Consider the following 24,290-nt stretch of genomic DNA (forward strand, 5'->3'; position numbering starts at 1 on the left):
ATGCCGGCATCACGATGGCGAGCACACTCGCGTCGGATCGTCCGGCAGGCGCCATGCACGCGCCACGAGGCGCGCAGCCAACGACCATAACGCAAGCCCCCCGGTCGGTCGGAACGAATATTTTCGGCTTTCGATATTCCTCTTGATTGTTTGACCGCGCGAACGCCGCCGAAAAATAATTCTGCATGCCTAACCCGTTGATCAGGCCGCTTCGACCCGCGCCGATCGCCTCATCATGACGTTCGACGCCATCCGCTCCGACTCCCCTTTGTCCACGTTGCCGTTCCGCCTGAGCGTGCTCGACAAGAGCCCCGTTGCGCCGGGGGAAAGCGCCGCCGACGCGCTGGCGCGCAGCGTATCGCTCGCGCGCTTCGCCGATGCCGCCGGCTACCACCGCTACTGGCTCGCCGAGCATCACAACACGGCCGCGCTCGCGTGCCCGTCGCCCGAGATCCTGATCGCGCACGTGCTCGCGCACACGCAGCGCATCCGTGTCGGGTCGGGCGGCGTGATGCTGCAGCACTACAGTCCGTACAAGATCGCGGAAAACTTCAACCTGCTCGCGTCGCTCGCGCCCGGCCGCGTCGATCTCGGCATCGGCAAAGCGCCGGGCGGGCTGCCGCTGTCGACGCGCGCACTGCAGGACGGCTACGATCCGGCGCGGCGCGCGTCGTTCGCCGATCTGGCCGACGCGCTGCACCGCCATCTTCAGGGGACCGCCGCGACCGCCGATGCGACCGGGCAGGATGCCGGCGCACTGCACGCGACGCCGCACCCGCCGGTCCCCGCGCAACCGTTCCTGCTCGGCGCCAGCGCGGCAAGCGCCGCGCTCGCGGCGCGGCTCGGCTGGGCGTACGTTCATGCGTCGCACCTCAACGCATCCGTCGCGGATCTGGAACTTACGTTCGACGCATACCGCCGCGCGTCGGGCAACCGCGCGCCGCTGCTTGCGGTCTCCGTGATCGTCGCGGCCACCCGCGACGCGGCGGCTCGACTGGCAAGCGGCCATCAGGGCTTTCGCGTACAGGTGGGCGACACGCCCGCCGTCAACGTCGGCAGTCTCGAACAGGCGCATGCCTACATCCGCCAGGCCGGTGGCGGCCCGTACCGGATCGACCCGCGCGAAACGCGAATCGTGCACGGCACGCGCGACGACGTGCTGCGCGAACTCGACGCGCTGCACCGCCGTCACGGGATTGCCGAATTCGTCGTCGACACGCCGGTCGCCGATGCCGCGCCGCGGATTGCGTCGCTGCGCTTGCTGGCCGGCGCGCGCGCCGACGACCACGACGCGGCGGCGCCACGCGACCGGCAGGATGCGCGAGACGCGAGCATGCACCCGGTCGCCCGCCAATCGGACCTCGAGAGCGCGGCGCGATGACCGATACGATCCGCATCGCCGGCGCCGACGACGTGCCGGCTGTCTATGCGTTGCTGCAGGACGCGTACGCACCCCTGATCGCACAAGGCGTGCACTTCAACATCACCCGCTCGCCGATCGGTCTCGTCGCACAGACGATCGTTCGCGAAACGACATTCGTGCTCGAACGGGCCGCCGACGACGGTCGCACCGCGCTCGCGGCGACACTGACCGTGCGGTTCCCGTGGGTATCCGGCGAACCCGGTCGCACGCCGTATCCGTTCCTGCACTGGTTCGCGGTGGCCCCCGCGTTCAAACGCCAGGGCCTCGGCCAGGCACTGATCGAGCACGTCGAATCGCGGTTCCTGGCCGCGCAGGTCAAGGCCCCCGCGACCTATCTCGCGACCGCGACCAATCATCCATGGCTGCAGCCGTATTACGAGCGCCACGGCTACCTCGCCTTCGACCGCTCGACGAATACGCTCGGCACGCCGCTGGTGTGGTTGAGAAAGATCCTGATCCCCGATCTCTATCGGGATGCGCCGGCGGTCGTTTCCGCCGGGGACGGTGCACGCGTCCACGCGAACGCGTAACGCACGGTCCGCCGCGCCGTGCTCTCCTGCAATCCCCTTCGTGAAAGGCTTCCCAGCATGACATTCGCATTTCCGGATTCCGCCCGCTTCATGTCGCGCCGCACCGCGTCGGCCGCGCTCGTGCTCGCCCTCGCGTTGCCGCACGTCGCGTTCGCACAGGCCACGCCCGTCTCGGGCGGCACGCTGACCTGGGGCGTCGAAACGGAGCCCCGCACGCTGAACCCGCAACTGAACGGCCAGGACAAGGTCGAGTTGCTGCTGCGCAACGCGTACGAGAGCCTGCTCGTGCAGAAACCCGACGGCAGCTACGTCCCGTGGCTCGCGACCGGCTACAAGGTGTCCGCCGACGGCAAGACCTACACGTTCACGCTGCGCGACGGCGTGAAGTTCACCGACGGCGCGCCGTTCGACGCGAAGGCCGTTGCGCGCAACTTCCTGAACGCGCGCGAACTGTCATATGCAGCCGGCAGCCAGCTCGCGCGGCTGATCTCGCACGTCTCGGATGTCAAGACACCGGACGAACGCACGGTCGTCATCACGCTCGACGCACCGTATGCGCCGTTCCTGACGTTCGCCGGCCGGCTGCCGCTGCTGTCGCCCAACGCGTTCGACCGGCCCGGCCTGAAATCGGGCGGCACCGACATCGCGGGCACCGGCCCATTCATCCTGCGCCGCTACGTGAAGGGGCAGGAAATCGAGTTCGCGAAGAACCCCGACTATCGCTGGGCGCCGCCGACGGCCGGCCACCAGGGGCCCGCCTACCTGGACCGGATCGTCTACCGGTTCCTGCCCGAATCGTCGGTCCGCACCGGCGCGCTGCTGTCCGGTCAGGTCGACGTGATCGAGGGCGTGTCGGGCAACGACGCCGCGCTGATCCGCAAGAACGCCGATTTCACCTACCGCCGTGCGCTCAACACCGGTACGCCCTACTCGCTGTTCCTGAACGTCGCCCATGGCCCGACGCAGGACGTGAAGGTGCGCCGCGCCCTGCTCGAGGGTCTCGACACGACCGGCATCGTGCAGTCGATCTACCGCGGCGAGCGCACGCGCGCGTGGGGGATCACGTCGCCGATCGATCCGCTCTACGACGCCACGATCGAACGGACCTATGGCAATAATCCGGCGCTCGCGAACCGGTTGCTGGATGAAGCCGGCTGGAGCACGCGCGACAGCGGCGGCTACCGCACGAAGAACGGCGAGCGGCTGACGATCGCGGTGATCCAGGCACAGGCGACGGTGCGCGACCAGCGCGACGTGCTGCTGCAGGCGCTGCAAGCGCAGGCGCGGCAACGGCTCGGCATCGACCTGAAGATCCAGTACGTCGACGACGGGACCTACGTCGAGGCACGCAAGAGCGGCAAGTTCGGCTCGATCGCGAACTCGAACACGCCGCCGGACGGGATCGACATCGAAGGCCATTACCTGCCGGTCGATCGCGGCGGTGCGCTGAACTACAGCCGTGCGTCGGCGCCCGAGCTGACGCGCTGGCTGCAGGCGGCCGCGCGCACGCAGAACGCGGCGGAGCGCAAGAAGCTGTACGGCGAACTGCAGCGCTTCGCGATCAACGAGCAGGCGTATGCGGTGCCGCTGTACGAGCCCGAAGACCAGATCGCCGCCGCGAAGACGGTCCAGGGGTTGCGCTTCCGCCCGTTCGCGCAGATGCCCGAGAACCCGTACGACGTGTGGGTGAAGCGGTAGGCCGACGCGCATCGATCCGACAGGAGAATTCGATCATGAACCGTTCGCCGTCCACGCCCCTCGCCGTCCCGGACGCGCTGCCGGCCGCAGCGTCGCCGGCGGCATGGCGCCGTTGGCTGCGCTCGCCGATCGCGACGCGGCTCGCGACCAGCGCACTCGTACTGTGGGCCGCGGTGACGCTGTCGTTCGCGGCCGTGCATCTCGCCCCGGGCGATATCGTCGGCATCCTGATCGGCGAGCAGTTGAGCACGCCGGAGATCGAGGCGGCGATCCGCCAGGAATGGGGACTCGACGAGCCGCTTGCGCTGCAGTACCTGCATTACCTGTGGCGCGTGCTGCACGGCGAGTTCGGCCGCTCGTACATCCTGAACACCGACGTTGCGCCGCTCGTGCTCGGACAGCTGTGGCCGACACTGAAGCTGACGGGCGCGGCGCTCGTCGTGACGATCGTGTTCGCCGTCGGCCTCGCGGTGCTGACGGCCGGCCGCCGCTGGGCCGGGCGCGCCGCGTCCGGCGTCGAGCTGCTGCTCGCGTCGACACCGTCGTTCTGGCTCGGAATCATGCTGCTGTTCGTGTTCAGCTTCACGCTGAAGCTGTTCCCGGTGGCCGGCGATCGCGGCTTCGCGTCGCTCGTGCTGCCCGCGCTGTCGCTCGGGCTCGCACAGGGCGCGGTGATCGGCCGTGTGCTGCGGCAAGGCATCGAGCGTGCGCTCGACGAACCCTACGCGCTGACGGTGCGTTCGTGGGGCATCGACGGGCTCGCGCTACGCGTGCGTCATGCGCTGCGCCACGCGGCGCTGCCGGCCGTCACGCTCGCCGGCTGGCTCGTTGGCGGCCTGCTGAGCGGCGCGGTGATTACCGAGCAGGTGTTCGGCCGGCCGGGGCTCGGCAAGGTGACGGTCGACGCGGTGCTGTCGAGGGACATGCCGGTGATCCTCGCGATCGCGATCCTGTCGGCCGCCATCTATGTCGCGCTCAGTACCGCCGTCGACCTGCTGTACCTGCTGATCGATCCCCGCCTGCGCGACCGCCGCGCAGCGCATTGAACCGGAGGCACCGATGTCCGTTCCCGTCGATCTCGCGCCGCCCGCACCGGCGACGTTCCGCGCGGCCGGCTGGCTGCGTCGCCATCCCGGCCTCGCGCTCGCGGCCGTCTATCTGCTGCTGAACGCGGTCGCCGTCCTCGCACCCGGTTGGCTCGCACACGACGATCCGCTGGCGGCCGATCCGCTGTCCGCGCAGCTCGGCAGCAGCGCCGAGCACTGGCTCGGCACCGATCAGCTCGGCCGCGACATCTTTTCGCGCGTCGTGCATGGCGCGCGCTACTCGCTGTCGATCAGCGCGGCGGCAATCGGCGTCGCGACGCTGTTCGGCACCGCACTCGGACTGTTCGCCGGCCTCGCGCGCGGCTGGCTCGACGAGCTGATCACGCGCTCGCTCGATGTCGTCTCCGCATTCCCCGACCTGCTGCTCGCGCTGATGCTGATCTCGTTCACCGGCCCGGGCGCGACGAACCTCGTGTTCGCGCTCGGCGTCGCGTCGGTGCCGCGCTTCGCACGCGTGGTGCGGGCGCAGACCTTCGTCGTCGCGGCTTCAGGCCATGTCGAGCACGCGCGCACGCTCGGCCTCGCACCGGCGGTACTGGTATGGCGACACGTGCTGCCGCATGCGATTGCCCAGGTACCGGTACTCGCGACGATCGGGCTCGGCACCGCGATCATCGGCACGTCGGGACTGAGCTTCCTCGGCATGGGGCCGCAGCCGCCCGCCGCGGAATGGGGGTTGATGCTCGCCGAAGGCCGCAACTATCTGTACAACGCGTGGTGGATCGCGGTATGGCCCGGCCTCGCGATCACCGCGGCCGTCATCGCCGTGAATGCGCTCGGGGGCTACTGGCAGACGCGCTTCGAGCGCCGGGAGGCAGCATGAGCGCACGCGGCACCCAAGGCACCGTTTCGCACGCGACGGCCGCCGGCACACCGCTGGTCCGCATCGAGCGCCTGACGATCGGGTTTCGCGGCCCGCGCGGTACGCGGACCGTCGCCGGCCCGCTCGATCTTGCCGTGCATGCCGGCGAATGCGTCGCGCTCGTCGGCGAATCGGGTTCCGGCAAGTCGGTCACCGCACGCAGCCTCGTCGGGCTGAACGGCCCGCACGCCGTGATCGATGCCGCGTGCTTCGAGATCGGCGGCACCGACGCGCGCAGCCACCGGGAACGCGACTGGCGAGCCATACGCGGCCGCCGGATCGGCTACGTGCTGCAGGACGCGCTGGTGTCGCTCGACCCGCTGTGGCGCGTACGCGACCTCGTGGCGGAGGCGTTGCACGACATGCGCCGGCGCGACGTCGCCGCGCGCAGCGCCGACCTGCTGCGCTCGGTCGGCATCGACGACCCCGAGCGGCGGCTGCCGCAGTATCCGCATCAACTGTCGGGCGGCTTGCGGCAGCGCGTGCTGATCGGCACCGCGATCGCGGGCGGCGCGTCGCTGCTGATTGCCGACGAGCCGACCACCGCGCTCGACATGACCGTGCAACGCCAGATTCTGGCGCTGCTGCGTGCGCGGCGCGACGCCGGCGACGCGATACTGCTGATCAGTCACGATCTCGCGGTCGTCGCGGACCTGGCCGACCGCGTGCTCGTGATGCGCGCCGGCCAGGTCGTCGAGCAAGGGCCGGCACGCAGCGTGCTGAGTTCGCCGGCGCATCCGTACACGCGCGAGCTGCTCGCGGCGATTCCCACCCCCGCGTCGCGCGGGTTTCGGCTCGCGACCGCCGCACGCGTTCCGCTGCCGCCGAAGCGCATCGATGCGCACGCACCGGTGCTGGCCGTCGACGCGCTGACGAAGCGCTATGGCGGACGCGACGCGCCGGCCGCGGTCGACGGCATCTCGTTCTCCCTCGCGCGAGGCGAGACGCTCGGCATCGTCGGGGAATCCGGCTCCGGCAAATCCACGGTCGCGCGAATCGTGCTCGGGCTCGTCGAGCCCGACAGCGGCACCGTCATGCTTGACGGCCAGCCGTGGAACGGCGTACCGGAAGCCGCGCGGCGCCCCCGTCGTGCGCGGCTACAGTTGATTGCACAAGACCCTTACAGCTCGTTCGACCCGCGCTACTCGGTCGGACGGATCATTGGCGAAAGCCTCGATGCGCCCGCTATCCACGGCGACGCACGGCGCCGCCGCGTGCTGCAACTGCTCGACGAAGTACAGCTCGGCGCCGCGTGCCTCGACCGCTACCCGCGCGAATTGTCCGGGGGCCAGCGCCAGCGCGTCGCGATCGCGCGCGCGTTCGCATCGAACCCGGCACTGCTCGTCGCGGACGAACCGGTCAGCGCGCTCGACGTATCGATCCAGGCCCAGGTACTCGATCTGCTCGCCGATCTGCAAGCGGAACACGGCACCGCGATGCTGTTCATCTCGCACGACCTGGGCGTGATCCATCACGTGGCCGACCGGATTCTCGTGATGCGGCGCGGCCGCGTGGTCGAGAGCGGCCCGGTCGGACAGGTGTTCGATGCGCCGTCGCACCCGTACACCGCATCGCTCCTCGATGCGCTGCCGACGCTGCCCGGTGCGTACGCCGCACCGGCGCTTGACGCGTTCGCGTGAGCGTTGCCCGGCGCCAACCCGATCGTCAGCGGCCGATCGGCAACCCGGTCGGTTCGATCCAGCCGAGCTTGTACGCGATCAGCAGCGACAGAAACAGCGTGACCGACAACCCGACGCGGGCCGCAAGCGACCACGCCATCCGCTTGGACTTGCCGCGATCGTGATTCATGAAATACAGCGCGAAGATGAGGCTCGCGATGATCATCGCGAATGCCACGGAAACCAGCAGGGTTTTCATTGCTGTTGCCTTTGAAGATCCGAATCGGCCTGAATCAGTTCGGCCAGTTTATTCCGTTCGTCGGCGATGCCGCCGACGCCTGACGCCGGCCAGTCCAGCGCGACGCCGTTGCCCAGCGAGTCGCGCACGAGCGTCTGGTAACGCCGGTCGTTGATCCGGCCATGGTCCATGGCTTCCGAGATCTCGTGCCGGAACGGCAGCGGGAAACTCGCGTACGCGCGCGACAGCGCCGCATATTGTCTCGCATCAATCTCTTTCGACGATGGTATGACAGTCCAGAGCACCACGGCCACGATGGCCGTGAACGGAATCGCCGTGTAGCGAAGGATGAACTTGATCGGGGTCATGAAGCGGTAGGTCGAAGGGAGCGCGAACACGGGCCACTCGGCCGCGAAGCCGCAGGCCGGTCGTACCGTTCGCATTGTACTGTCAGCCCCATGAGGCTAACAGAGTATGATAATGGAATTATCATGTTCATCACATGATTCGACAGACCCGGCCTTCGGCGCAGGCAGCGTGCACGCCCTGCCGCCAGGCGCCGGTCTTCATGTCCGTGCCCGCGATCCGCGGCGATTGAGCAAAGCCCTTATGCCAGCGCAGTACTTTCGAAACCTGACGGGAAAACACCGCAGCGCGACCGCGAACCGTCAGCTCGGGTTTTCGCTGGCGTTCGTCGCCGGCGCAGCCAATGCCGGCGGCTTTCTCGCGGTCAAGCAATACACGTCGCACATGAGCGGCATCGTGTCCGCGATCGCCGACCAGACGGCGCTCGGCGACGTACGGCTGGCACTGGCCGGCATCAGCTCGCTGGGATCGTTCCTGATCGGCGCCAGCTGCTCGGCGATCCTTGTCAACTGGGGACGCCGCCGCGGCCTGCAGAGCCAGTTCATGCTGCCGTTGCTGGTCGAGGCAGCACTGCTGCTTCTGTTCGGACTGCTCGGCAGCCATCTCGCGCTGTGGGAAACCTTCTTCGTGCCGGTGACCGTGACGCTGCTGTGCTTCATCATGGGGCTGCAGAACGCGACGATCACGAAGCTGTCGGGCGCGGAGATCCGCACGACGCACATGACGGGCATCGTGACCGATCTCGGCATCGAACTCGGGAAGCTGTTCTACTGGAACCGGTCGGCCGTCGACGTCGACGCGCATGCGGTGATCGCCAACCGCTCGAAGCTGAGGATCCACGCGACGATGCTCGCGTCGTTCTTCGTCGGCGGGCTGGCCGGCGCGATCGGCTTCAAGCATGTCGGCTACGTGTCGACGGTGCCGCTCGCCGCGGTGCTGGTGCTGCTCGCGATCGTGCCCGTCATCGACGACCTGCTCGCGCTGCTCCGCAGCAGCCGCTGATCGGCCGCGAGAACCGTCATTCCGGCGGTGGCGCCGAAGTCGGATCGATTATAATTTGATTAACATATCGACCACGCTCGCCCCGTCATGGAAACGAAAACCGCCCGCCTGACCGTCCTGATCGACCCCGCCAAGAAGGAAGCCTTCGAAATGCTCTGCGCGGAGCAGGATCTCACGCCGTCGCAGGTCGTGCGGCAATTGATCCGCGAATATCTCGACCGGCACGGCGTCACGTACAAGACCAAGAGCGCGCTCGGCAAGCGCGTGAAGTAAGCGCGGCCGCACCGGCCACGCCCACGGCGCCGATCACACGCCGGTCACGCGCCGATTTCCCATCGCCCGTGCGATTGCGCTCGCCACACCAGCCGCCGCGGATCGACGTTCTCCCCCGCCTTCATGCGCCTTGCCGTGGCCGCCAGCTTGAGCGTGCCGGCCTGCGCACACGCGAGCGCGCGTTCGAGCAGGATCCGCAATGACGGCAGCCGGTTGTCGCTCTTCCATGCGAACGCGACGAAGTTGTTGTCGTCGCCGCAGTGCACCAGCGCATACGACGCGCCGAACACCGCCCGCAACTGCTCGAGATGCTGCGGCAGCGCCGGGTCGTCGTCCATCAGGTTGATCGCCAGCACGCCGGTTTCGCCCAGGCGCGCGCGGCACGCGTCGAGGAATGCGCCGCCCGTACACCGGCCTGGCGTGCCGTCGGCGACGAACGCGTCGTGCAGGATCACGTCCGTCCGGACGTCCGCCCTGTTCACATGATCCGCGCCGTCGGCGCATACCACTGCGAACCGCGCGTCATCGGCAGGAATCCTGAAGACATCGCGCAGTGCGATCACGTCCGGATTGATCTCGACCGCGTCGATCGCCGTAGCGGGCAAGTGCCGGTAGCAGTACTTGGCGAGCGAACCGCCGCCGAGCCCGAGCATGCAGATGTGCGCAGGCTCGGGCTGCAGCAGCAGAAAGCCCATCATCACGCGCGTATAGCCAAGCTCGAGCCGGACCGGGTCGCGCAGCGACATGAAACTCTGCGTGCCGAAATGATCGAAGTGCAGCGACAGCGCGTGCCGCGTCTCCAGCACGAACGGCCGGCCGTCGTTCAGCGGCGTCGCCAGGAATTTGACGAACGCGTCGTAGGAAGCTCGATCGTCGATCATGGTCGGGCGCGCGCGGGCGCTCAGACCTTCTTCAGATAGCAGGCCTTCAGCATGAAGCCGCCCATGTCGGTCTTGCAGTCGACTTCGTGATCGCCGCCGACAAGCCGGATGCTCTTCACCTTGGTGCCCATCTTCAGCGTGATCGACGAGCCCTTCACGCGCAAGTCCTTGATCAGCACGACCGAATCGCCGTCCGACAGCACGTTGCCGTTCGCGTCCTTGACGACGTCGCCCGCGGGTTCGTCACCTGCTTCGGTACCCGCGCCGGCCGACCATTCATGGCCGCAGTCGGCGCAGACGGTCAGCGTGCCGTCCGGGTAAGTGTTTTCCATCGCGCATTGCGGGCAGGCGGGGGCGGCGTTCATTGCAGCTTCCATTCGGGAGGAGTCGGGTCGATCAGAAAAATGCCGGGCGAGCAGGTTGCGCACCCGGCGGTCATGCGGCCGGCAAACGCCTGCCGGCAATAGCGGCAGGCCGGTAGCGGCGCACACGACATTATAATGCAATACACATGTTCTGACCGATGCATTATAATCCTCGACTTCGCGACATTCAGCGAACTTGAACGCAGCTTTACCGAGGTTGCCGGCACGTTCGCACCGGATCGTGCGCCGCGATTCCGCGAAAAACCGTGAAAGCCCGGCCTGCCGGCGCACGCGGCACGCGTCCCGGCACCGCATTTCGCGCGACCCGGCGCGTGGCCGGCCCCGCGCCGCACACCGATCCCGCCCCTGTCCGGAGGATTTCCAGCATCGTGGCAACCGTTGTGTACGTTCAGATCGGCCCCGCGTGGAACCGCAACCGCGGCGCCGCCGCCCGCGACGCAACCGCCGACGCAGCGCGCCGCTTCGACAGCGACATCCTGCTGATCGCGAACGGGCTCAGCGGGAACGCGAAGGACAGCGCCGCCATCGCGTCGCTGCAGGTACACGGCGGCACGTCGGCCCAGGTGCTGGCCACCGGGCCCGACGAAGAAGCGGCGCTTCACGCGCTGCTGCCGTTGCTCCAGGCGCGCTGATGCTGGTGCCGCCAGTCTCGCGGCATTGCGCCGCCCACCCCGAATCTCCACTCCCCCCGAGGAAGCGATGAGCGATACCGACATGTCCAACACTCCCAACCTGTCCGCCTCCGCCATCTGGGCGCTCGAGCGCCTCGCCGATGTCCGCTACGGACGCGACGCGCCGGCACTCGGCTGGTCGATCGCGCGGGAGCTCGTCAGCGCCGGATTCGTCAGTCACCCCGTGCACGGCCGCTCCGGCGCGTCGATCACGGCCGAAGGACGGACGTTTCTGAAAAGCCGGAAGTAGGTCGCCCGCGGGCGGCCGGTCGTGGTGCCGGAGGTAATCGATTTTCGGTTGATACTTTTGAGCATCTTTATGGCGATTTCAAGTCTTACAAGGATCAGCCTGCGCTTCTAAAGTGGAGTCACCCCGAACCAACGGGCCTCAACTTTCCGATCAAGGAGCCAGTCATGAGCCGCATCGCCATCCCCGCCATCGAATCCGCCACCGGCGCCACTGCCGACGTGTACGCCCAGGTCCGCAAGGTCGCCGGCGGCACCGTCCCGAACCTGTTCGCCGCCGTCGGCCATCTCGCGCCGAACGTGCTCGCCGCCGTGCTCAACGGCGAAGGCGTGCTCGCCGGCGGCACGCTGAGCAAGCAGGACCTCGAGACGATCAAGCTGCTGGTCAGCGCCGACACCGGGTGTGACTATTGCGTGGCCGCGCACAACCTGCTCGGCAAGATGACCGGGCTGTCGGCCGACGCACTGCGCACGATCCGCTCGGCCGAGCCGAACACCGGCGATGCGAAGCGCGACGCATTGATCCGCTTCGTGCTGACGCTGCAACGGACCAGCGGCACGATTACCGACGACGAGTTCGCGGCGATCCGCGAAGCCGGCTACACCGACGCGCAACTCGCGGAAATTTCGCTCGCGATCGCGCTGACGATCTTCACCAACACGTTCAACCGCATCAACGATACGGTCGTCGATTTTCCGCCCGTGAAGTAAGCGCCGCTGGCGCGCCGGCATGCCGCTGCGATGCCGGCTCCTGCCGCAGCCCCGATCGCGCCCGTCGCCGGCCTTGCCGCCGTGACGGGCGCGTCGCGTTGATGACGGCCGCGGCACGGGATGCGCCGTCGCCATTCCCGCCGGGAATGGAAGTTATGAGTCCGCGCCCGCTACCGGTGCGACCAGGCTTCTCCGAAGATGGGTTCCACGACGAGCCGCTCGCTCGCCGCCCAGCTACCGGACTTCCATCCACGCACAGGAGATTCGCCATGTCGCTCCAGGACAAACTCGACGCATTCAAGGCCGACTTCAAGGCCGGCAAGCCGCCGTATTACGCGCCGCCGGAAATCCACCCGATCATGGAGCGCGCGACGGCCGAACTGATCGCGAGCGGCCAGGCCGCCCGTGCGATCAAGGCCGGCGACCGCGCGCCGACGTTCCGCCTGAAGGACCAGGACGGCAACGAGGTGTCGTCGACCGAATTGCTCGCGAAGGGGCCGCTCGTCGTCACGTTCTATCGCGGCGTCTGGTGCCCGTATTGCAACCTCGAACTGCAGGCGCTGAACGAAGCGCTGCCGCAGCTCAACGCGCTTGGCGCGAACGTGGTCGCAATCTCGCCGCAGACGGCCGTGAACAGCCGCAAATCGGTGCGTACGAACCATCTCGATTTCCCGGTGCTCGGCGACGTGAACGGCGAGACGGGCGCGGCGTTCGGTTTGCGCTTCAACCTGCCCGACTATCTGGTCGACCTGTACAAGGCGCTGAAGAACGACCTGCCCGCCTTCAACAACGATCCGGGCTGGACGCTCCCGATGCCGGCACGCTACGTGATCGGACAGGACGGCATCGTGCTGTATTCGGAAGTCAATCCCGACTACACGCATCGCCCCGATCCGTCGGAAATGTTCCCGGTCATCGACAAGGCCGTGCACGCGTGACCCGGTGCTCCACGCCGCAGTACGCGGCACGGAGCCTGTCCCGATGCTTTTCGTCTGGAATCCTTCATGACCACACGCACCTTTCTCGTCACCGGCGCAACCAAGGGAATCGGACGCGCGTTGTCCGAACGGCTCGTGCGCACCGGCCATCGCGTCATCGGCCTCGCGCGTGACGACGCGCCATTCCCGGGCGAACTCGTACGCGTCGATCTCGCCAACCGCCACGCGACCGATGACGCGCTGCGCGCGCTCGTGCAGCGGCACGCGATCGACGGCGTCGTGAACAACGTCGGCCGCGTGCGCGCGCAGTCCGTCGACGACGTGACGCTCGGCGACCTCGACGACGTGCTCGCGCTGAACCTGCATCCGGCCATCCAGACCGTGCAGGCGCTGCTGCCCGGCATGCGCGAGCGCGGCTGGGGGCCTGTCGTCAACATATCGAGCCTGACCGTGCTCGGCATCGTGCAGCGCACCGCGTATGCCGCTGCGAAAGCCGCGCTCGTGAGCTTCTCGCGATCGTGGGCGCTGGAACTCGCAGGCACCGGCATCACCGTCAATGCGGTTGCGCCCGGGCCGACCGAAACGGAACTGTTCCGCGCGAACAACGCGCCGGGCAGCGAAGGCGAACGGCGCTATCTCGCCGCCGTGCCGATGGGCCGCTTCGGCCGGCCCGACGAGATCGCGGCGACGATCGCGTTCCTGCTGTCGGACGACGCCGGCTTCATGACGGGGCAGACGCTCTACGTCGACGGCGGCGCGTCGATCGGCAAGGCGCCGTTCTGAGCGACAGCGGCGCGCTCGCGCGCAGTACCGGCAGCCATCACGGCGCCGGTGCGGGTTCGCCTTCGGCCAGCGCCTGTTCGACGAATTCGACAAATGCGCGGGCGCGCGCGGTGACCAGGCGGCCGGCCGGAAACACCGCCCACAGGTCGACCGGCGGCAGCGTCCAGTCGGTCAGCACCGCCTGAACGGCACCGGTTGCGAGCTCCGGCGAGAACATCCAGCGCGACGCGACCGCCAGCCCCATGCCGCCGATCACGGCGGTCCGCATCCCTTCTGCCGCGCTCACGCGCAGGCGCCCGGACACGGCCACCGCAACCTCGGCACCGTTGCGGCTGAACGACCATGCTTCGCCGCCGCCGCGTTGCGCATACACGATCGCCTGGTGACCGGCGAGATCAGCCGGCGATTGCGGGATGCCGGCCCGTTCGAAATACGCAGGCGTGCCGACGACGAGCCGCGGGCTGCGCGCAATGCGGCGCGCGATCATCGACGAATCGATCAGCGTGCCCATGCGCAGCGCGACGTCGGTGCCCTCTTCGAGCAGGTCGATGTTGCGATCGTCGAGCGCGAGGTCGATCTCCAGATCGGGATGACGGCTCAGGAACGTGTCGAGTTTCGGCAGCACGTGCAGGCACGTGAAGCTGACGGCCGCGCTCACGCGCAGCTTGCCGGACAGGCTCGCGGACGCATCGCGCACGACGTGCTCGGCCCGGTCGGCCTCGCGGATCGCCACCTTCGCGTGTTCATAGAACCGCTGGCCGGCGTCGGTCGTCGTCAGCCCGCGCGTCGAACGCAGCAGCAGACGCACGCCGAGCCGCTCCTCGAGCTGCGCGATCGACTTCGAGATCGCCGGCTGACCGAGATTCATCCGCTTCGCGGCCGCCGAGAACGAACCGGCCTCCACGACGCTGACGTAGGTTTCCATTGCCGAGAGTCGATCCATGCCCTGCTTCTCCCTGTCCTTGTTTGATGCGGCGTGCCGCCCGCGCAACGGGTAATCCGACGCTCGCAGCGATCCTATTCCGCGTCCGTCGCGTCGCCGTCGATCGGCGTCGCCGCATCGCGCCGCTCCCCCATCGACTGGCGCCGCCAGTCGCCCGGCGTCATGCCCGCCCAGCGCGTAAACACGCGCCGAAACGCAGCCACCGACTGATAGCCGACATCGGACGACACGGCCTCGGCGCTGGCCGACGGCTGGCGCAATGCGTTCGCGGCAAGACTCATCCGGATGTCGGTCAGCAGGTCGGCGGCCGAGTGCCCGAGCTTCGACTGGAAATGACGCATGAAGGTCGCGCGCGACATGCTGCACAACCCGGCCAGCTCGGGCAGCGTCCACGGCCGCGCGGGATCGTCGAGCATCGCGACGATCGCGGGCGCGAGGCGCGGATGGCCGGCCAGCGCAAGCAGGCCGGTCGGCGCCTGCCCCGTTTCGCTGATCGCGCGCAGCGCGAGCGCGAACAGCGCCGCCGACAACGCGTTCAGGATCGCGAGGCCGCCGAGCTGCTGTTCGAGCGACTCGGCACGCATCAACTCCACGAGTGCCGTGAGCCGGGCGGTGACGGCCAGCGCATCGGGCATTCGGCTGTCCACCGCCGCACGCACGACGAGATCCGGCGGCAGGTGGCGCCGGATCAACCGGTCGTGCGGCGGCGCGACCACGAAACGGCCGCACAGCATGTCGAGCCGCTCGCCGGTGCCCGCGTTCTCGCCGATGAGGACGTGACCGCCCGGCCGCTTGAAGGCCGGCACCGGCGGCAGCCCGCTGCCGTCGTGCAGCACGTGCGGCGAGCCGTGCGGAAACAGCACGATGTCGCCGCTGCCGAGTTCGCGCACGGCGCCGTCGTCGGGATTCTCGAGGATCGCGCGGCCGCGCAGCACGACGTGATACGGAATCTCACATGCGGGCGACCGCTCGTACGCGATCGCCCACGGCGCACCGAACGCGCAGCGGATCTCGAGCTTCCCCGTGACCGTGACGAGCGCCATGAAGCGGCTGAGCCAGTCGGATTCAAGCGTCATGTTGAGTGGTGAAGGCGAGCCGGTCATGCGGCACGTGCCGCACGTGATTGCGATTATCGCGCGGGAAGCGGGATCCCATCGTAATGCCGCCACCGTCGTTCAGGGCTTTTGATATGATTTCGGCGCTTTGACGGTCTGGCTGTTCTGTTCAACCCTGTTCCGGAAACCTCGATGCCGCCTGTCTCTTCCCCGCCCGTTCTCGACACGCCCCGTCTCGTCCTCGAAGGCCATCCGCTCGGCGACTTCGACGCGCTCGCCGCGATGTGGGCCGAACCGGCTGTCGTCGCGCACATCTTCAACGGAGAGCCGTCCGCGCCGCGCGACTCGTGGATGCGCATGCTCGCGTATCGCGGCCTGTGGCCGCTGCTCGGTTATGGCTACTGGGCCATTCGCGAGAAGGCATCGGGTCGTTATGTCGGCGATCTCGGCTTCGCGGATTTCCACCGGAACATCGAGCCGTCGGTGCGCGGCGTGCCGGAAGCCGGCTGGGCGCTCGCAACCTGGGCGCACGGCAAGGGCTACGCGACCGAGGCGCTCGCGGCTGCGCTGGCGTGGCTCGACGGGCAGCAGCGATTCGAGCGCAGCGTGTGCCTGATCGCGCCGACGAATGTCGCGTCGATCCGCGTGGCGGAGAAAGCCGGTTATGGCGCGCCGGAACGCATCCGCTTCAACGACGCCGATTCGCTGCTGTTCTCGCGCAAAAGCCGATAGGCGCGGGCGCCACGTCGACCCGGTGGCCGGGTCACTCCGCTACCGGTTCGTAGAAATGCTTGAAGAGGCCGTTTTCCATCGGCCAGCAGTTTCCGCATTCGTCGAGCAGGATCCAGTCGCCCGGCTTCACCGAGCGCCAGCCTTCGGGCGTCGCGACGGCCCAGATGCCGTGACGGCGCTCCACCCGGTCATGATCGCCGTCGGCGAACCATCGTGTTGCATCGACATAACTGGTGCGTTTTCTGAATCTCATGCCACTCCCGAAGGAAGCGAATATCAGCTTCGTGTTGCAGGGCGGGAATTGGGTCGGATGCCCGTGCGGGAAGCACGGCGCGATGCTGCAGCGCCCACCCCGAGCGGCTGCTGTTTCGCCTTCAGCGCGTTCATCGCCGCGCGGGTTTCGTGCAACGCAATCCGGCTTTCGGCAATGCGCACCTGCAACGTGTCGCGTGCGACAGCGGAGATCCGGACGTCGATCTCCTGCATGCGCCTGAGCGCCGCCAGCACCTCGTCCGGTGGTTCGGGCGCAAGCGCAGCCACGAACTTCAAACGCGCGTCGGCGGCCTGAACGGCCTCGCTCCAGTCGGCCCGCGCCACCGCGATTTCGATCGCGTTCGTGAGCGCATCGAGACGCTGGACGACTTGCAACGGCGTCATTTCATCCCCCGTCAATGGCACGCGGCCCGTCTATCTGCCCGGCAGGTGCCGGCGCGCAATGCGGCCGGGACACCAACGGAATCGCGGTCCATCATGCGCACGTGGCAGGTGCTGCAATTGTAGGGACGGATACCCGGCGATGTTGGTAATATTTTGTAATGATATGTCGAGTAACCTTGCCTGGCCTCGGTTCCGCCCATGCGGGCGACGTTTGGGGCAACGGATTTCCGCAAACGTTTTCGTCTGAAGGATGTCCGGTCGCGCATCCTCGCCGGCCCCGCGCCAGATATCGCGCCGCACCGTTTCGACCGGTCGCTCGCCGCCGCTCCGCCAGCCATTCACCGCTCCGCCAGGCAGCGGCGATTTCCACATCGATACGCTCACCGAACGAATCAGATTTCGTCACATTCCGCCGGAATGTTGCGCAGTACCATGCACGTCGCGTCGGCTACCACGCGTTCGGACTGGGCCTGACCGCTCGCCACTTTCCCGTTTTACCCCTCGTTCAGCGATGCCCATCCGAATCCTCCTCGTCGAAGATGACGTCCCTCTGTCCGCGCTGATCGCCGACTATCTGCGCAAGCATCATTACCAGGTGGATACGCTGTTCGACGGCGCCGGCGCTGCCGCGACGATCGTCGCGAGCCGCCCCGACGTGGTGCTGCTCGACATCAACCTGCCGGGTAAGGACGGATTCGAGATTTGCCGCGCGGCACGCACGCAATACGACGGCGTCGTCATCATGGTGACGGCCCGCGACGAGCCGTTCGACGAGTTGCTCGGCCTGGAACTGGGCGCCGACGACTTTCTCCGCAAGCCGGTCGAGCCGCGCATCCTGCTCGCGCGGATCAAGGCGCAGTTGCGGCGGACACGCCCGCAGCCGGCCGACTGCGTGCCGGAGTCACCGCAGCGGTTCACCTTCGGCAAGTTCTCGATCGACCGCGCGGATCGCCGCGTCCACCTGCCCGACGGCAGCGTACCGCGTCTGACGTCGACCGAATTCGACCTGCTGTGGGCCCTTGCATGCCGCGCCGGCGAAGTGGTCAGCCGCGCAGACCTGACGTTGCTGCTGCGCGGCATCGCGTTCGATGGCCTCGATCGCTCGATCGACGGCCGCATCTCGAAGCTGCGCCGCAAGTTGTGTGACGACGCGACCGAGCCGAAACGGATCAAGACGATCCGCTCCAAGGGCTATCAGTTCAGCAAGCACGCGTGGGAATGACGCGGCGCGGGTGCCGACGTGCGATGCTTCGGATCACGTACCCTTCGTCTTCTCGTCCGGCGCGGCAACAGGCGACTGCGGATCGCGCGCGAGGCCTTGCGCGAACACCTTCAGGCCCTCGAGCAACGGCGTCAGCGCATCCCACAGCGCTTCGTCGTGCAGCAGCCGGTAAGCCCCGCGCACGCCGGGCGCGACGTGTTGGTGCTGCGACGGCTGCCACGCGCCGACATGATGCAGCGCGTCGGCGGCCGCGAACACGGCCTTGCCGAACTGTTCGGGCGGAATGCGCGACAGCGCAGTGAGCAGGACGGCAAGATTCTGCATCCCGCTTTGCATGCCCGGCTTGTCGAGCGCATCGACGAACGTGTCGGCCAGCCGCGCATTCGCGCTGACGACCTCGTTGGCGAAATGCAGGAAGCCGTGCCGGTGCAGGCTGCCGAGCAGGTGTTCGAGCGCGTCGTGCGCACTGGGCTCCGCGTGCGGAGCGGTCGGATCGGGGGGCTGGCGTTCGGTCATCGGTGTTCTCCGGATGAGACGCTGCGTGGATGTCACGGCGACAGCCGTGCGCGCCGGATGCATGTCGTTCGGCTATCGACATGGCGCCGGCGACGGTCGCCGGGCGAGCGGGCCATGCAGCAATCCGCATGCCGTGCCCGGACGCCCGTCGTCGTCGCAATGCGACACAGGCTGCACCGACGCATAACGGCCACGCACCAGGCTTCGTCGATGCCCGACCCGATCAGCGTACTCTCATCCCGCCTGACTTCGTCGACCTGACGGCACCGCTGGCCCGCAGGGATTGCAGGACACGAAATGGATGCCGGCCAAGAATGCGGACGCGCACGGCCTGCTCCGCCGTGCGCATCCGGTCGCCCGCCGTTACTTGCACGAATAGTTCGCCGCGTCCTTGATCGACCCCGAACCGTTGTACGTCGCCTTCGTCGGATACATGCAGACGGGCTGGCTCGCGCTGCCGTCCGCCGACGTCAGCTTGATGCTGGCCGGCGCGTTGCCGTTCTCGACCCAGTTGACCAGCTGCGCGTACAGGTCCTGGCGGTCGGCATGCGGCAACGGCAGCGTACTGGCCGTTTGCGCCGGGCCGGCCGTGCCGTTGACACCGCCATAGCCGCTGCAATGCCCCATGCCCGGAACCAGGAACAGCCGGTCGAACTGCTGCACCGCGGGAATGCCGCCCATCCGGCTCGCCACGCGTTCGTAGTAGTTGATGCTGCCCGACGGCGTGATCAGCGGATCGGCCAGGCCGTGGTAATGCAGCACCTTCGCACCGCTCTTCACGAGCCCCGACAGGTCCGGGTTGTCGGTATTGATGTTGCCGAACGACGGCTGCAGCGCGATCCCCTGGTCGTAGGCGTTCGCGAGACCGGCATAGCCCAGGCCCTTCCACTTGTTCGCGCCGTTCCCGGTCGCGTTCGTGAAGTTGGTGCCCGCGATCGTCGGATCCTGCAGCTCCAGCGCGACCAGGTCGGTCGAGATGCTGAACGGCGACGCGCCGGCCAGCGCACCGGTCAGCGTGCCGCGCATCAGGCCGAACCACAGCTGGTTGCTGGCGAGCGACGTGGCCGTGCCGATGTCGGCCGCGGGGCTCGGCACCGAACCGTCGCGCGTCATCCCGTACCAGGTCTTGTTCATGGCCGTCGCCTGGGCGGCCGTCACGCACGCGGCCGTCGTGTTCGTGCCGGTGACGGCGCCGATCTTCACGCCCGAGCACAGCACGGTCGCGTCCTGGGTCGGATCGTAACGACACTGGGCCGGGTCCATCAGGTAACCGAGATGCTGGCCGCCGACCGAATCGCACGCGCTGACCGCCGCCCCCGACAGCAGCGACTGCTGCGCATCGGTCAGCATCGCGCCGCCGAGATCGCTTTGCGCGACGACCTGCGGATACAGCTCGCCCGTGATGAACTTCGACCAGTTGAAGGCAGGCGCGCCGTTCAGGTAGCCGTCGTAGTCGGACGGGTTGTTCTGCACCTCGTTGTAGCCCTGCCGGCCGCCCGTCGAACAGCCGTCCCAGTACGCATACTTCTGCGGCGTCGCGTAGTACGCGGCGACCAGCGCCTTCGTCTTGAGCGCCAGTTCGTGCAGGCTGCGCTGCGCGAAGTCGTTCCACAGCGCCGTGTTGATCGTGCCGTCCGGATTCATCGCGAACGAACCGTTCGGCACGGCATGCCCGGTATCCGTCGTGCCGACCACCGCGCCCTCGGCGGCCGCGATCGCCGCCGCGCCCGGCACGCCGCCGGCGCTCGCGACCTGCGTCGGGTCGTCATACGCGCCGCCTTGCCAGCCGCCGCCACCGAGGTTGTGGATCCGGTGATTCCAGTTCGCCGGCGCAGGCAGCCAGATCTCCATGCCGATGCCGGCCGACGTCGACGGCGCACCTGCCGGCCCCGCGTGACCGGGGCCCACGTTCAGCTTGACGAGACACAGGTCGCTGCCGGCAACCGGCGTCGCGGACGTGGCGGCCGATGCCGTCAACACCAGCGGATCGCCGGCCTTGAACGACTTCACGGCGATCACCGAGGTGTTCGCGTCCGGCGCGAAGCGCGCCTTCATCGTGTCGTTGCATTCCAGCGCGACGGACGTCGTGCCGCTTCCCGACGCCTCCACGTCGTGATCGTTACAGCCGGACAACGCCAGCGTTCCTATCGCGGACGCGACCGCCAACGCACCCACACGCCATGCACCGCGACCGCCGTTGCCGCTTGTCGTCGAATTCATATTGCCCCTCCGTCTTCTCTCGAGTTATTTGCGTTGATGAAAGCGATCCGCTCAGAACATGTGCCGGATGCCGGCCATCACGCCGACCTGGTTTTGCCCCGGTGCGGGCGTCGTGCCGCCCCCGCCCGCGCTGATCGTGAACGCGGCGTGCGCGCTGTTGGCGAGGTACGCGCCTTGCAGGTAGACGGCCGTCTGCTTCGACAGGAAGTAGGTGCCGCGCAACGCGCCGAGCGTCGCGCGCGCATCCTGGCCCGATACGTTGACGTGATAGATGCCGCCGTCGACGAGGAAAGCCGGCGTCACGTAGTAGTTCGCGGTGAGGTAGAACAGGTTCGAATGCACGTTCGGGCCGCCCGACGAATCGGTGTCGACCCAGCGGCCGATCCAGCCGCCGCCGATCTTCACGCCGAACGCGTTGACGTAGCCGTTGACCTGCGCGCGATCGTCCTTGTCGCCGTTCGACGTCAGCGGCATCGGCTTGACGCCGTCGAAGAAGTTCGCGGCCGCCGTCGCGCCGCCGCCGCGTTGCTCTTCATACGAAGCGGCCGCGCCGAACGACGTCGAATCGTATTTGAGCATCGCCGACCACAGCCGGCACACGGTCGTTTCGCCGGGCGTCGGCCCCGCGCATGTGCCTTGCCCCGGCGAGTTGCCGGTCCCGGCCGAATCGCGGCCGAACGAATACATCGCGCCGGCCGTCAGGCCGCCGAACTTGCCGCGCCATGCCACTGCGTTGTCGGCGCGGCCGTTCGGGATATACGCGTCGAGGGACGGCAAGCCGTAGATGTTCGGGCCGAGCAGGTCGGCATCGAGTACCGCGTAATACGTCATCGTGTACTGGCGGCCGAACGACAGCGTGCCGTACGGGCTTTCGATCCCCACCCAGCTTTGCCGGCCGAACAGCCGACCGCCTTGCCCCATCGTGCCGCTGCCGACGTTGAAGCCGCTCTCCAGCGCGAATACGGCCTTGTAGCCAGCACCGAGATCCTCCGACCCGCGCAGCCCCCAGCGCGACGGCAATTCGCCGGTGACGGACGGCATCCGGACGATGCCCTTGCCTTCTGCGTTGGCGTGCGACACATACTCGACGCCCGTATCGATGACGCCGTACAGCGTCACGCTGCTTTGCGCAAAACCGGCCGTCGTGAATCCGAGCAAAGCTCCGCCTACGAGATGCTGAAATCTCATTCCGTCTCCAAATGTTGATATGGGTATTTCTTGTTGATTCGGGCTACTGATCAGTAACCGGGCGTTTCGGAAGAAAAAGACCGAGCCGGATCATCGCGTGACGACAGTCGGGCATCGACGCGCGTTCGCTCGACTCGCCGCGGGCTTCCGGCCAAAGGGGATGTGATCGGGGGCGTCTCCTTGTTGCATTGTTCCGTTCGGCTTTGCAACCTGTTTGCGGCGATAGTAGCGACCGCAAAATGACCAGTCCAACACCGAATGGGTATCGGTTCATATCTGCGAGGTATGCATCGCCATGCCGCCCTCCTTTGGTGCATCGATTGCGGCCATGCATCAAAAATCGATCTGCAAACCGAATTGATTTTTACGAAAATCCGGTCACGCGATCGCCGTCTCTGCCTTAGAATCGACACAACCATTCGCGCCTCGCGCCCTCTTCCCCCTCCCCACTCGACCGCACCGAACATGGAGCTACGCCATCTGCGCTATTTCGTCGCCGTCGCGGAAGAGCGCAGCTTCACGCGTGCCGCACAAAGGCTTCACATCGCTCAGCCGCCGTTGAGCCGGCAGATCCAGCAACTCGAACAGCTGCTCGGCGCGTTGCTGTTCGAGCGTGAATCGCGCCCGCTGAAGCTCACCGAGACCGGCCGCTTCTTTCACCAGCATGCGGTGCAGTTGCTCGCTCAAACAGCCGAACTCGAATCGATGACGCGCCGCGTCGGCAAGATCGAGCGCAGTCTTTCGGTCGGCTTCGTCGGCTCGACGCTGTACGGGATGCTGCCGAAAGTGATTCGCCGCTATCGCCAGCTGCATGCGGAAGTCGAGCTGAGCCTGCACGAGATGTCGACGATGGACCAGATCAAGGCGCTCAAGGAAGGCCGTATCGACGTGGGCTTCGGGCGCATTCGCCTCAACGACCCGAGCGTGCGCCGCGTCGTGCTGCGCGAGGAGCCGATGATCGCGGCGCTGCCGCTCGGCCACCGGCTGTGCGCAACGAACGCGCCGCTGTCGCTGCACGACCTGCTCGGCGACACGCTGATCGTGTTTCCGAAGGCGCCGCGCCCGAGTTATGCGGACCAGGTGCTCGCCGCGTTCCATGACCGCGCGATCAAGCCCGCACGCGTGCTGGAGACGCGCGAGCTGCAGGTGGCGCTCGGTCTCGTCGCGGCCGGCGAAGGGGTGTCGATCGTGCCGAAGAGCGTGTACGGGCTGAAGCGCGACGACGTGTCCTACCAGGAACTCGACGACGCGCGGCTCGTGTCGCCGATCATCATGAGCATGCGCATGCTCGACGAATCCGACGACATCGAACGCATGCCGCGGCTCATCTACGACCTGTACGACGAACACGGGATGGTGTACCTGCCTCCGGCGTCGCAGGACCGCTCGGAAACCGGACCGTGATGCAACGTCGCGGTCAGTCCGGCAGCACGGCCACCGCCTTGATCTCGACGATGTAACCGGGCGAACCGCCCAGCATGTGCGCGCCGACCGCCGTCCATGCCGGCTTCGGATGCGCACCGAGATAGCGGTCGCGTACCTGCATGAACAGCGGCAGGTCGCGCATGTCGGTATGGAACGTCGTCAGGTCGACCACGTCGTTGAACGACGCGCCACCCGCCTCCAGCACCTGCTTCAGGTTCTCGAACGCCTGCACGATCTGTGCTTCGCGGCCCTCGACCAGTTGCATCGCCGCATCGCGGCCGATCTGGCCGGACACGTACAGCGTATCGCCGACCCGCAGGCCCGGCGCGTAGCCGATTTTCTCGTACACCGCTTCCATTCCGGCCGGAACGATGGCTTTGCGATCACGCATGGATGTCTCCGTGACCGGCGTCGTGGCGCCGGCCGTCTGGTTGTCGATGAAGGTTGTCGATAGGCAAAAGCAGGCGGCGCGCCGCTCAACCCGTATCGCCGCCCGCGACCGGCAGCACCGTGCCGGTGATGTAGCTGGCCTCGTCGGACGCGAGGAACAGGATCGGCGCGATCTGCTCGTCGAGGCTGCCGTAACGCTTGAAGTACGT

29 protein-coding genes are annotated in these 24,290 nt (G+C 67.5%); 16 read left to right on the plus strand and 13 right to left on the minus strand.

Annotation, left to right across the window (positions count from 1 at the left end; all coding sequences use genetic code 11):
* Positions 1–235: 235 nt before the first annotated feature.
* Genes HWX87_RS25320 through HWX87_RS25345 form a run of 6 tightly spaced genes read left to right on the plus strand, consistent with a single transcriptional unit; the run spans position 236 to position 7,259 of the window.
* Positions 236–1,381: an MsnO8 family LLM class oxidoreductase gene (locus HWX87_RS25320; RefSeq protein WP_176049816.1), complete on the plus strand. Its 1,146-nt coding sequence runs from the start codon at positions 236–238 to the stop codon at positions 1,379–1,381.
* On the plus strand, positions 1,378–1,953 hold the full coding sequence (locus tag HWX87_RS25325) for a GNAT family N-acetyltransferase (protein ID WP_176049817.1): 576 nt from the start codon (positions 1,378–1,380) through the stop codon (positions 1,951–1,953). Before HWX87_RS25320 ends, HWX87_RS25325 begins: the two co-directional genes overlap by 4 nt.
* Before the next feature lie 57 nt (positions 1,954–2,010).
* A complete protein-coding gene (locus HWX87_RS25330; RefSeq protein ID WP_176049818.1) occupies positions 2,011–3,651 on the plus strand; it encodes an ABC transporter substrate-binding protein in 1,641 nt (546 codons plus the stop codon).
* A 35-nt stretch (positions 3,652–3,686) separates the two neighbouring features.
* Positions 3,687–4,697: an ABC transporter permease gene (locus tag HWX87_RS25335; RefSeq protein ID WP_176049819.1), complete on the plus strand. Its 1,011-nt coding sequence runs from the start codon at positions 3,687–3,689 to the stop codon at positions 4,695–4,697.
* A 13-nt stretch (positions 4,698–4,710) separates the two neighbouring features.
* Positions 4,711–5,580, plus strand: coding sequence for an ABC transporter permease (locus HWX87_RS25340; RefSeq protein ID WP_176049820.1), 870 nt, complete (start codon positions 4,711–4,713; stop codon positions 5,578–5,580).
* Complete coding sequence (locus HWX87_RS25345; RefSeq protein WP_176049821.1) at positions 5,577–7,259, plus strand: ABC transporter ATP-binding protein; 1,683 nt, start codon at positions 5,577–5,579, stop codon at positions 7,257–7,259. Before HWX87_RS25340 ends, HWX87_RS25345 begins: the two co-directional genes overlap by 4 nt.
* Positions 7,260–7,284: 25 nt before the next feature.
* On the opposite strand, the gene HWX87_RS25350 is transcribed toward HWX87_RS25345, so the two are convergent.
* Together HWX87_RS25350 and HWX87_RS25355 are read right to left on the minus strand one after the other, a co-directional pair.
* Positions 7,285–7,497 (minus strand): twin transmembrane helix small protein, encoded by a 213-nt coding sequence (locus tag HWX87_RS25350; protein ID WP_006489184.1) that lies wholly within the window; start codon positions 7,495–7,497, stop codon positions 7,285–7,287.
* Positions 7,494–7,844, minus strand: a complete 351-nt coding sequence (locus HWX87_RS25355; protein ID WP_176049822.1) for a hypothetical protein — start codon at positions 7,842–7,844, stop codon at positions 7,494–7,496. The genes HWX87_RS25350 and HWX87_RS25355 overlap by 4 nt, the downstream gene beginning before the upstream one ends.
* Before the next feature lie 241 nt (positions 7,845–8,085).
* On the opposite strand from HWX87_RS25355, the gene HWX87_RS25360 reads away from it, so the two are divergent.
* Both HWX87_RS25360 and HWX87_RS25365 read left to right on the plus strand, forming a co-directional pair.
* Positions 8,086–8,844 carry a YoaK family protein gene (locus HWX87_RS25360; protein WP_176049823.1) on the plus strand — a complete coding sequence of 253 codons (759 nt, stop codon included), beginning with the start codon at positions 8,086–8,088 and terminating at the stop codon, positions 8,842–8,844.
* Between the two features lie 87 nt (positions 8,845–8,931).
* Positions 8,932–9,117, plus strand: coding sequence for a ribbon-helix-helix protein, CopG family (locus HWX87_RS25365; protein ID WP_021158209.1), 186 nt, complete (start codon positions 8,932–8,934; stop codon positions 9,115–9,117).
* A 44-nt stretch (positions 9,118–9,161) separates the two neighbouring features.
* Here HWX87_RS25365 and HWX87_RS25370 read toward each other — a convergent pair whose 3' ends face one another.
* Together HWX87_RS25370 and HWX87_RS25375 are read right to left on the minus strand one after the other, a co-directional pair.
* Complete coding sequence (locus HWX87_RS25370; protein WP_176049824.1) at positions 9,162–9,998, minus strand: spermidine synthase; 837 nt, start codon at positions 9,996–9,998, stop codon at positions 9,162–9,164.
* 20 nt (positions 9,999–10,018) lie between these two features.
* A complete protein-coding gene (locus HWX87_RS25375) occupies positions 10,019–10,363 on the minus strand; it encodes a zinc ribbon domain-containing protein YjdM (protein ID WP_176049825.1) in 345 nt (114 codons plus the stop codon).
* Positions 10,364–10,752: 389 nt separating this feature from the next.
* On the opposite strand from HWX87_RS25375, the gene HWX87_RS25380 reads away from it, so the two are divergent.
* From HWX87_RS25380 to HWX87_RS25400, 5 genes are all read left to right on the plus strand, one after another.
* Positions 10,753–11,016, plus strand: coding sequence for an HPr family phosphocarrier protein (locus tag HWX87_RS25380; protein WP_244137750.1), 264 nt, complete (start codon positions 10,753–10,755; stop codon positions 11,014–11,016).
* A gap of 67 nt (positions 11,017–11,083) precedes the next feature.
* The gene (locus tag HWX87_RS25385; RefSeq protein ID WP_034190041.1) at positions 11,084–11,305 is read left to right on the plus strand and encodes a hypothetical protein; all 222 of its coding nucleotides are present in this window, start codon (positions 11,084–11,086) and stop codon (positions 11,303–11,305) included.
* Positions 11,306–11,469: 164 nt separating this feature from the next.
* Positions 11,470–12,012 carry a carboxymuconolactone decarboxylase family protein gene (locus tag HWX87_RS25390; protein WP_176049826.1) on the plus strand — a complete coding sequence of 181 codons (543 nt, stop codon included), beginning with the start codon at positions 11,470–11,472 and terminating at the stop codon, positions 12,010–12,012.
* 269 nt (positions 12,013–12,281) lie between these two features.
* Positions 12,282–12,950: a peroxiredoxin-like family protein gene (locus tag HWX87_RS25395; protein ID WP_176049827.1), complete on the plus strand. Its 669-nt coding sequence runs from the start codon at positions 12,282–12,284 to the stop codon at positions 12,948–12,950.
* Between the two features lie 66 nt (positions 12,951–13,016).
* Complete coding sequence (locus HWX87_RS25400) at positions 13,017–13,733, plus strand: SDR family oxidoreductase (protein WP_176049828.1); 717 nt, start codon at positions 13,017–13,019, stop codon at positions 13,731–13,733.
* Between the two features lie 37 nt (positions 13,734–13,770).
* Here the strand turns inward: HWX87_RS25400 and HWX87_RS25405 are convergent, their stop codons facing one another.
* Complete coding sequence (locus HWX87_RS25405; RefSeq protein WP_176049829.1) at positions 13,771–14,676, minus strand: LysR family transcriptional regulator; 906 nt, start codon at positions 14,674–14,676, stop codon at positions 13,771–13,773.
* Between the two features lie 74 nt (positions 14,677–14,750).
* Positions 14,751–15,752 (minus strand): AraC family transcriptional regulator, encoded by a 1,002-nt coding sequence (locus tag HWX87_RS25410; RefSeq protein ID WP_176049830.1) that lies wholly within the window; start codon positions 15,750–15,752, stop codon positions 14,751–14,753.
* Between the two features lie 171 nt (positions 15,753–15,923).
* On the opposite strand from HWX87_RS25410, the gene HWX87_RS25415 reads away from it, so the two are divergent.
* A complete protein-coding gene (locus HWX87_RS25415) occupies positions 15,924–16,463 on the plus strand; it encodes a GNAT family N-acetyltransferase (RefSeq protein ID WP_176049831.1) in 540 nt (179 codons plus the stop codon).
* Positions 16,464–16,494: 31 nt separating this feature from the next.
* Here HWX87_RS25415 and HWX87_RS25420 read toward each other — a convergent pair whose 3' ends face one another.
* Positions 16,495–16,716 (minus strand): hypothetical protein, encoded by a 222-nt coding sequence (locus HWX87_RS25420; RefSeq protein ID WP_176049832.1) that lies wholly within the window; start codon positions 16,714–16,716, stop codon positions 16,495–16,497.
* A gap of 23 nt (positions 16,717–16,739) precedes the next feature.
* Positions 16,740–17,060, minus strand: coding sequence for a hypothetical protein (locus HWX87_RS25425; protein WP_244137751.1), 321 nt, complete (start codon positions 17,058–17,060; stop codon positions 16,740–16,742).
* A gap of 571 nt (positions 17,061–17,631) precedes the next feature.
* Between HWX87_RS25425 and HWX87_RS25430 the strand changes: the two genes are divergently transcribed.
* Complete coding sequence (locus HWX87_RS25430; RefSeq protein WP_176049856.1) at positions 17,632–18,342, plus strand: response regulator; 711 nt, start codon at positions 17,632–17,634, stop codon at positions 18,340–18,342.
* A 33-nt stretch (positions 18,343–18,375) separates the two neighbouring features.
* Here HWX87_RS25430 and HWX87_RS25435 read toward each other — a convergent pair whose 3' ends face one another.
* The 3 genes from HWX87_RS25435 to HWX87_RS25445 all read right to left on the minus strand — a co-directional run bounded on the left by HWX87_RS25435 (position 18,376) and on the right by HWX87_RS25445 (position 22,266).
* Positions 18,376–18,858, minus strand: coding sequence for a DUF1641 domain-containing protein (locus HWX87_RS25435; RefSeq protein ID WP_176049834.1), 483 nt, complete (start codon positions 18,856–18,858; stop codon positions 18,376–18,378).
* Between the two features lie 363 nt (positions 18,859–19,221).
* Positions 19,222–21,078: a tannase/feruloyl esterase family alpha/beta hydrolase gene (locus HWX87_RS25440; RefSeq protein WP_176049835.1), complete on the minus strand. Its 1,857-nt coding sequence runs from the start codon at positions 21,076–21,078 to the stop codon at positions 19,222–19,224.
* A gap of 51 nt (positions 21,079–21,129) precedes the next feature.
* The gene (locus HWX87_RS25445; RefSeq protein WP_176049836.1) at positions 21,130–22,266 is read right to left on the minus strand and encodes a porin; all 1,137 of its coding nucleotides are present in this window, start codon (positions 22,264–22,266) and stop codon (positions 21,130–21,132) included.
* Between the two features lie 465 nt (positions 22,267–22,731).
* On the opposite strand from HWX87_RS25445, the gene HWX87_RS25450 reads away from it, so the two are divergent.
* On the plus strand, positions 22,732–23,670 hold the full coding sequence (locus tag HWX87_RS25450) for a LysR family transcriptional regulator (RefSeq protein ID WP_176049837.1): 939 nt from the start codon (positions 22,732–22,734) through the stop codon (positions 23,668–23,670).
* A gap of 13 nt (positions 23,671–23,683) precedes the next feature.
* Here the strand turns inward: HWX87_RS25450 and HWX87_RS25455 are convergent, their stop codons facing one another.
* Entirely contained in the window at positions 23,684–24,082 is a 399-nt protein-coding gene (locus tag HWX87_RS25455) for a RidA family protein (protein WP_176049838.1), read from the minus strand.
* An 85-nt stretch (positions 24,083–24,167) separates the two neighbouring features.
* Positions 24,168–24,290: SDR family oxidoreductase (locus tag HWX87_RS25460; protein WP_176049839.1), on the minus strand; the 123-nt coding region annotated here is incomplete at its 5' end.

Source organism: Burkholderia sp. BCC1644, assembly GCF_902833225.1.
GTDB lineage: Bacteria > Pseudomonadota > Gammaproteobacteria > Burkholderiales > Burkholderiaceae > Burkholderia.

Excerpts from the sequence above, each read along its gene's own strand:
- HWX87_RS25320 (WP_176049816.1), top strand. The coding sequence starts at position 236 with ATGACGTTCGACGCCATCCGCTCCGACTCCCCTTTGTCCACGTTGCCG.
- HWX87_RS25325 (WP_176049817.1), top strand. The coding sequence starts at position 1,378 with ATGACCGATACGATCCGCATCGCCGGCGCCGACGACGTGCCGGCTGTC.
- HWX87_RS25330 (WP_176049818.1), top strand. The coding sequence starts at position 2,011 with ATGACATTCGCATTTCCGGATTCCGCCCGCTTCATGTCGCGCCGCACC.
- HWX87_RS25335 (WP_176049819.1), top strand. The coding sequence starts at position 3,687 with ATGAACCGTTCGCCGTCCACGCCCCTCGCCGTCCCGGACGCGCTGCCG.
- HWX87_RS25340 (WP_176049820.1), top strand. The coding sequence starts at position 4,711 with ATGTCCGTTCCCGTCGATCTCGCGCCGCCCGCACCGGCGACGTTCCGC.
- HWX87_RS25345 (WP_176049821.1), top strand. The coding sequence starts at position 5,577 with ATGAGCGCACGCGGCACCCAAGGCACCGTTTCGCACGCGACGGCCGCC.
- HWX87_RS25350 (WP_006489184.1), bottom strand. The coding sequence starts at position 7,497 with ATGAAAACCCTGCTGGTTTCCGTGGCATTCGCGATGATCATCGCGAGC.
- HWX87_RS25355 (WP_176049822.1), bottom strand. The coding sequence starts at position 7,844 with ATGACCCCGATCAAGTTCATCCTTCGCTACACGGCGATTCCGTTCACG.
- HWX87_RS25360 (WP_176049823.1), top strand. The coding sequence starts at position 8,086 with ATGCCAGCGCAGTACTTTCGAAACCTGACGGGAAAACACCGCAGCGCG.
- HWX87_RS25365 (WP_021158209.1), top strand. The coding sequence starts at position 8,932 with ATGGAAACGAAAACCGCCCGCCTGACCGTCCTGATCGACCCCGCCAAG.
- HWX87_RS25370 (WP_176049824.1), bottom strand. The coding sequence starts at position 9,998 with ATGATCGACGATCGAGCTTCCTACGACGCGTTCGTCAAATTCCTGGCG.
- HWX87_RS25375 (WP_176049825.1), bottom strand. The coding sequence starts at position 10,363 with ATGAACGCCGCCCCCGCCTGCCCGCAATGCGCGATGGAAAACACTTAC.
- HWX87_RS25385 (WP_034190041.1), top strand. The coding sequence starts at position 11,084 with ATGAGCGATACCGACATGTCCAACACTCCCAACCTGTCCGCCTCCGCC.
- HWX87_RS25390 (WP_176049826.1), top strand. The coding sequence starts at position 11,470 with ATGAGCCGCATCGCCATCCCCGCCATCGAATCCGCCACCGGCGCCACT.
- HWX87_RS25395 (WP_176049827.1), top strand. The coding sequence starts at position 12,282 with ATGTCGCTCCAGGACAAACTCGACGCATTCAAGGCCGACTTCAAGGCC.
- HWX87_RS25400 (WP_176049828.1), top strand. The coding sequence starts at position 13,017 with ATGACCACACGCACCTTTCTCGTCACCGGCGCAACCAAGGGAATCGGA.
- HWX87_RS25405 (WP_176049829.1), bottom strand. The coding sequence starts at position 14,676 with ATGGATCGACTCTCGGCAATGGAAACCTACGTCAGCGTCGTGGAGGCC.
- HWX87_RS25410 (WP_176049830.1), bottom strand. The coding sequence starts at position 15,752 with ATGACGCTTGAATCCGACTGGCTCAGCCGCTTCATGGCGCTCGTCACG.
- HWX87_RS25415 (WP_176049831.1), top strand. The coding sequence starts at position 15,924 with ATGCCGCCTGTCTCTTCCCCGCCCGTTCTCGACACGCCCCGTCTCGTC.
- HWX87_RS25420 (WP_176049832.1), bottom strand. The coding sequence starts at position 16,716 with ATGAGATTCAGAAAACGCACCAGTTATGTCGATGCAACACGATGGTTC.
- HWX87_RS25430 (WP_176049856.1), top strand. The coding sequence starts at position 17,632 with ATGCCCATCCGAATCCTCCTCGTCGAAGATGACGTCCCTCTGTCCGCG.
- HWX87_RS25435 (WP_176049834.1), bottom strand. The coding sequence starts at position 18,858 with ATGACCGAACGCCAGCCCCCCGATCCGACCGCTCCGCACGCGGAGCCC.
- HWX87_RS25440 (WP_176049835.1), bottom strand. The coding sequence starts at position 21,078 with ATGAATTCGACGACAAGCGGCAACGGCGGTCGCGGTGCATGGCGTGTG.
- HWX87_RS25445 (WP_176049836.1), bottom strand. The coding sequence starts at position 22,266 with ATGAGATTTCAGCATCTCGTAGGCGGAGCTTTGCTCGGATTCACGACG.
- HWX87_RS25450 (WP_176049837.1), top strand. The coding sequence starts at position 22,732 with ATGGAGCTACGCCATCTGCGCTATTTCGTCGCCGTCGCGGAAGAGCGC.
- HWX87_RS25455 (WP_176049838.1), bottom strand. The coding sequence starts at position 24,082 with ATGCGTGATCGCAAAGCCATCGTTCCGGCCGGAATGGAAGCGGTGTAC.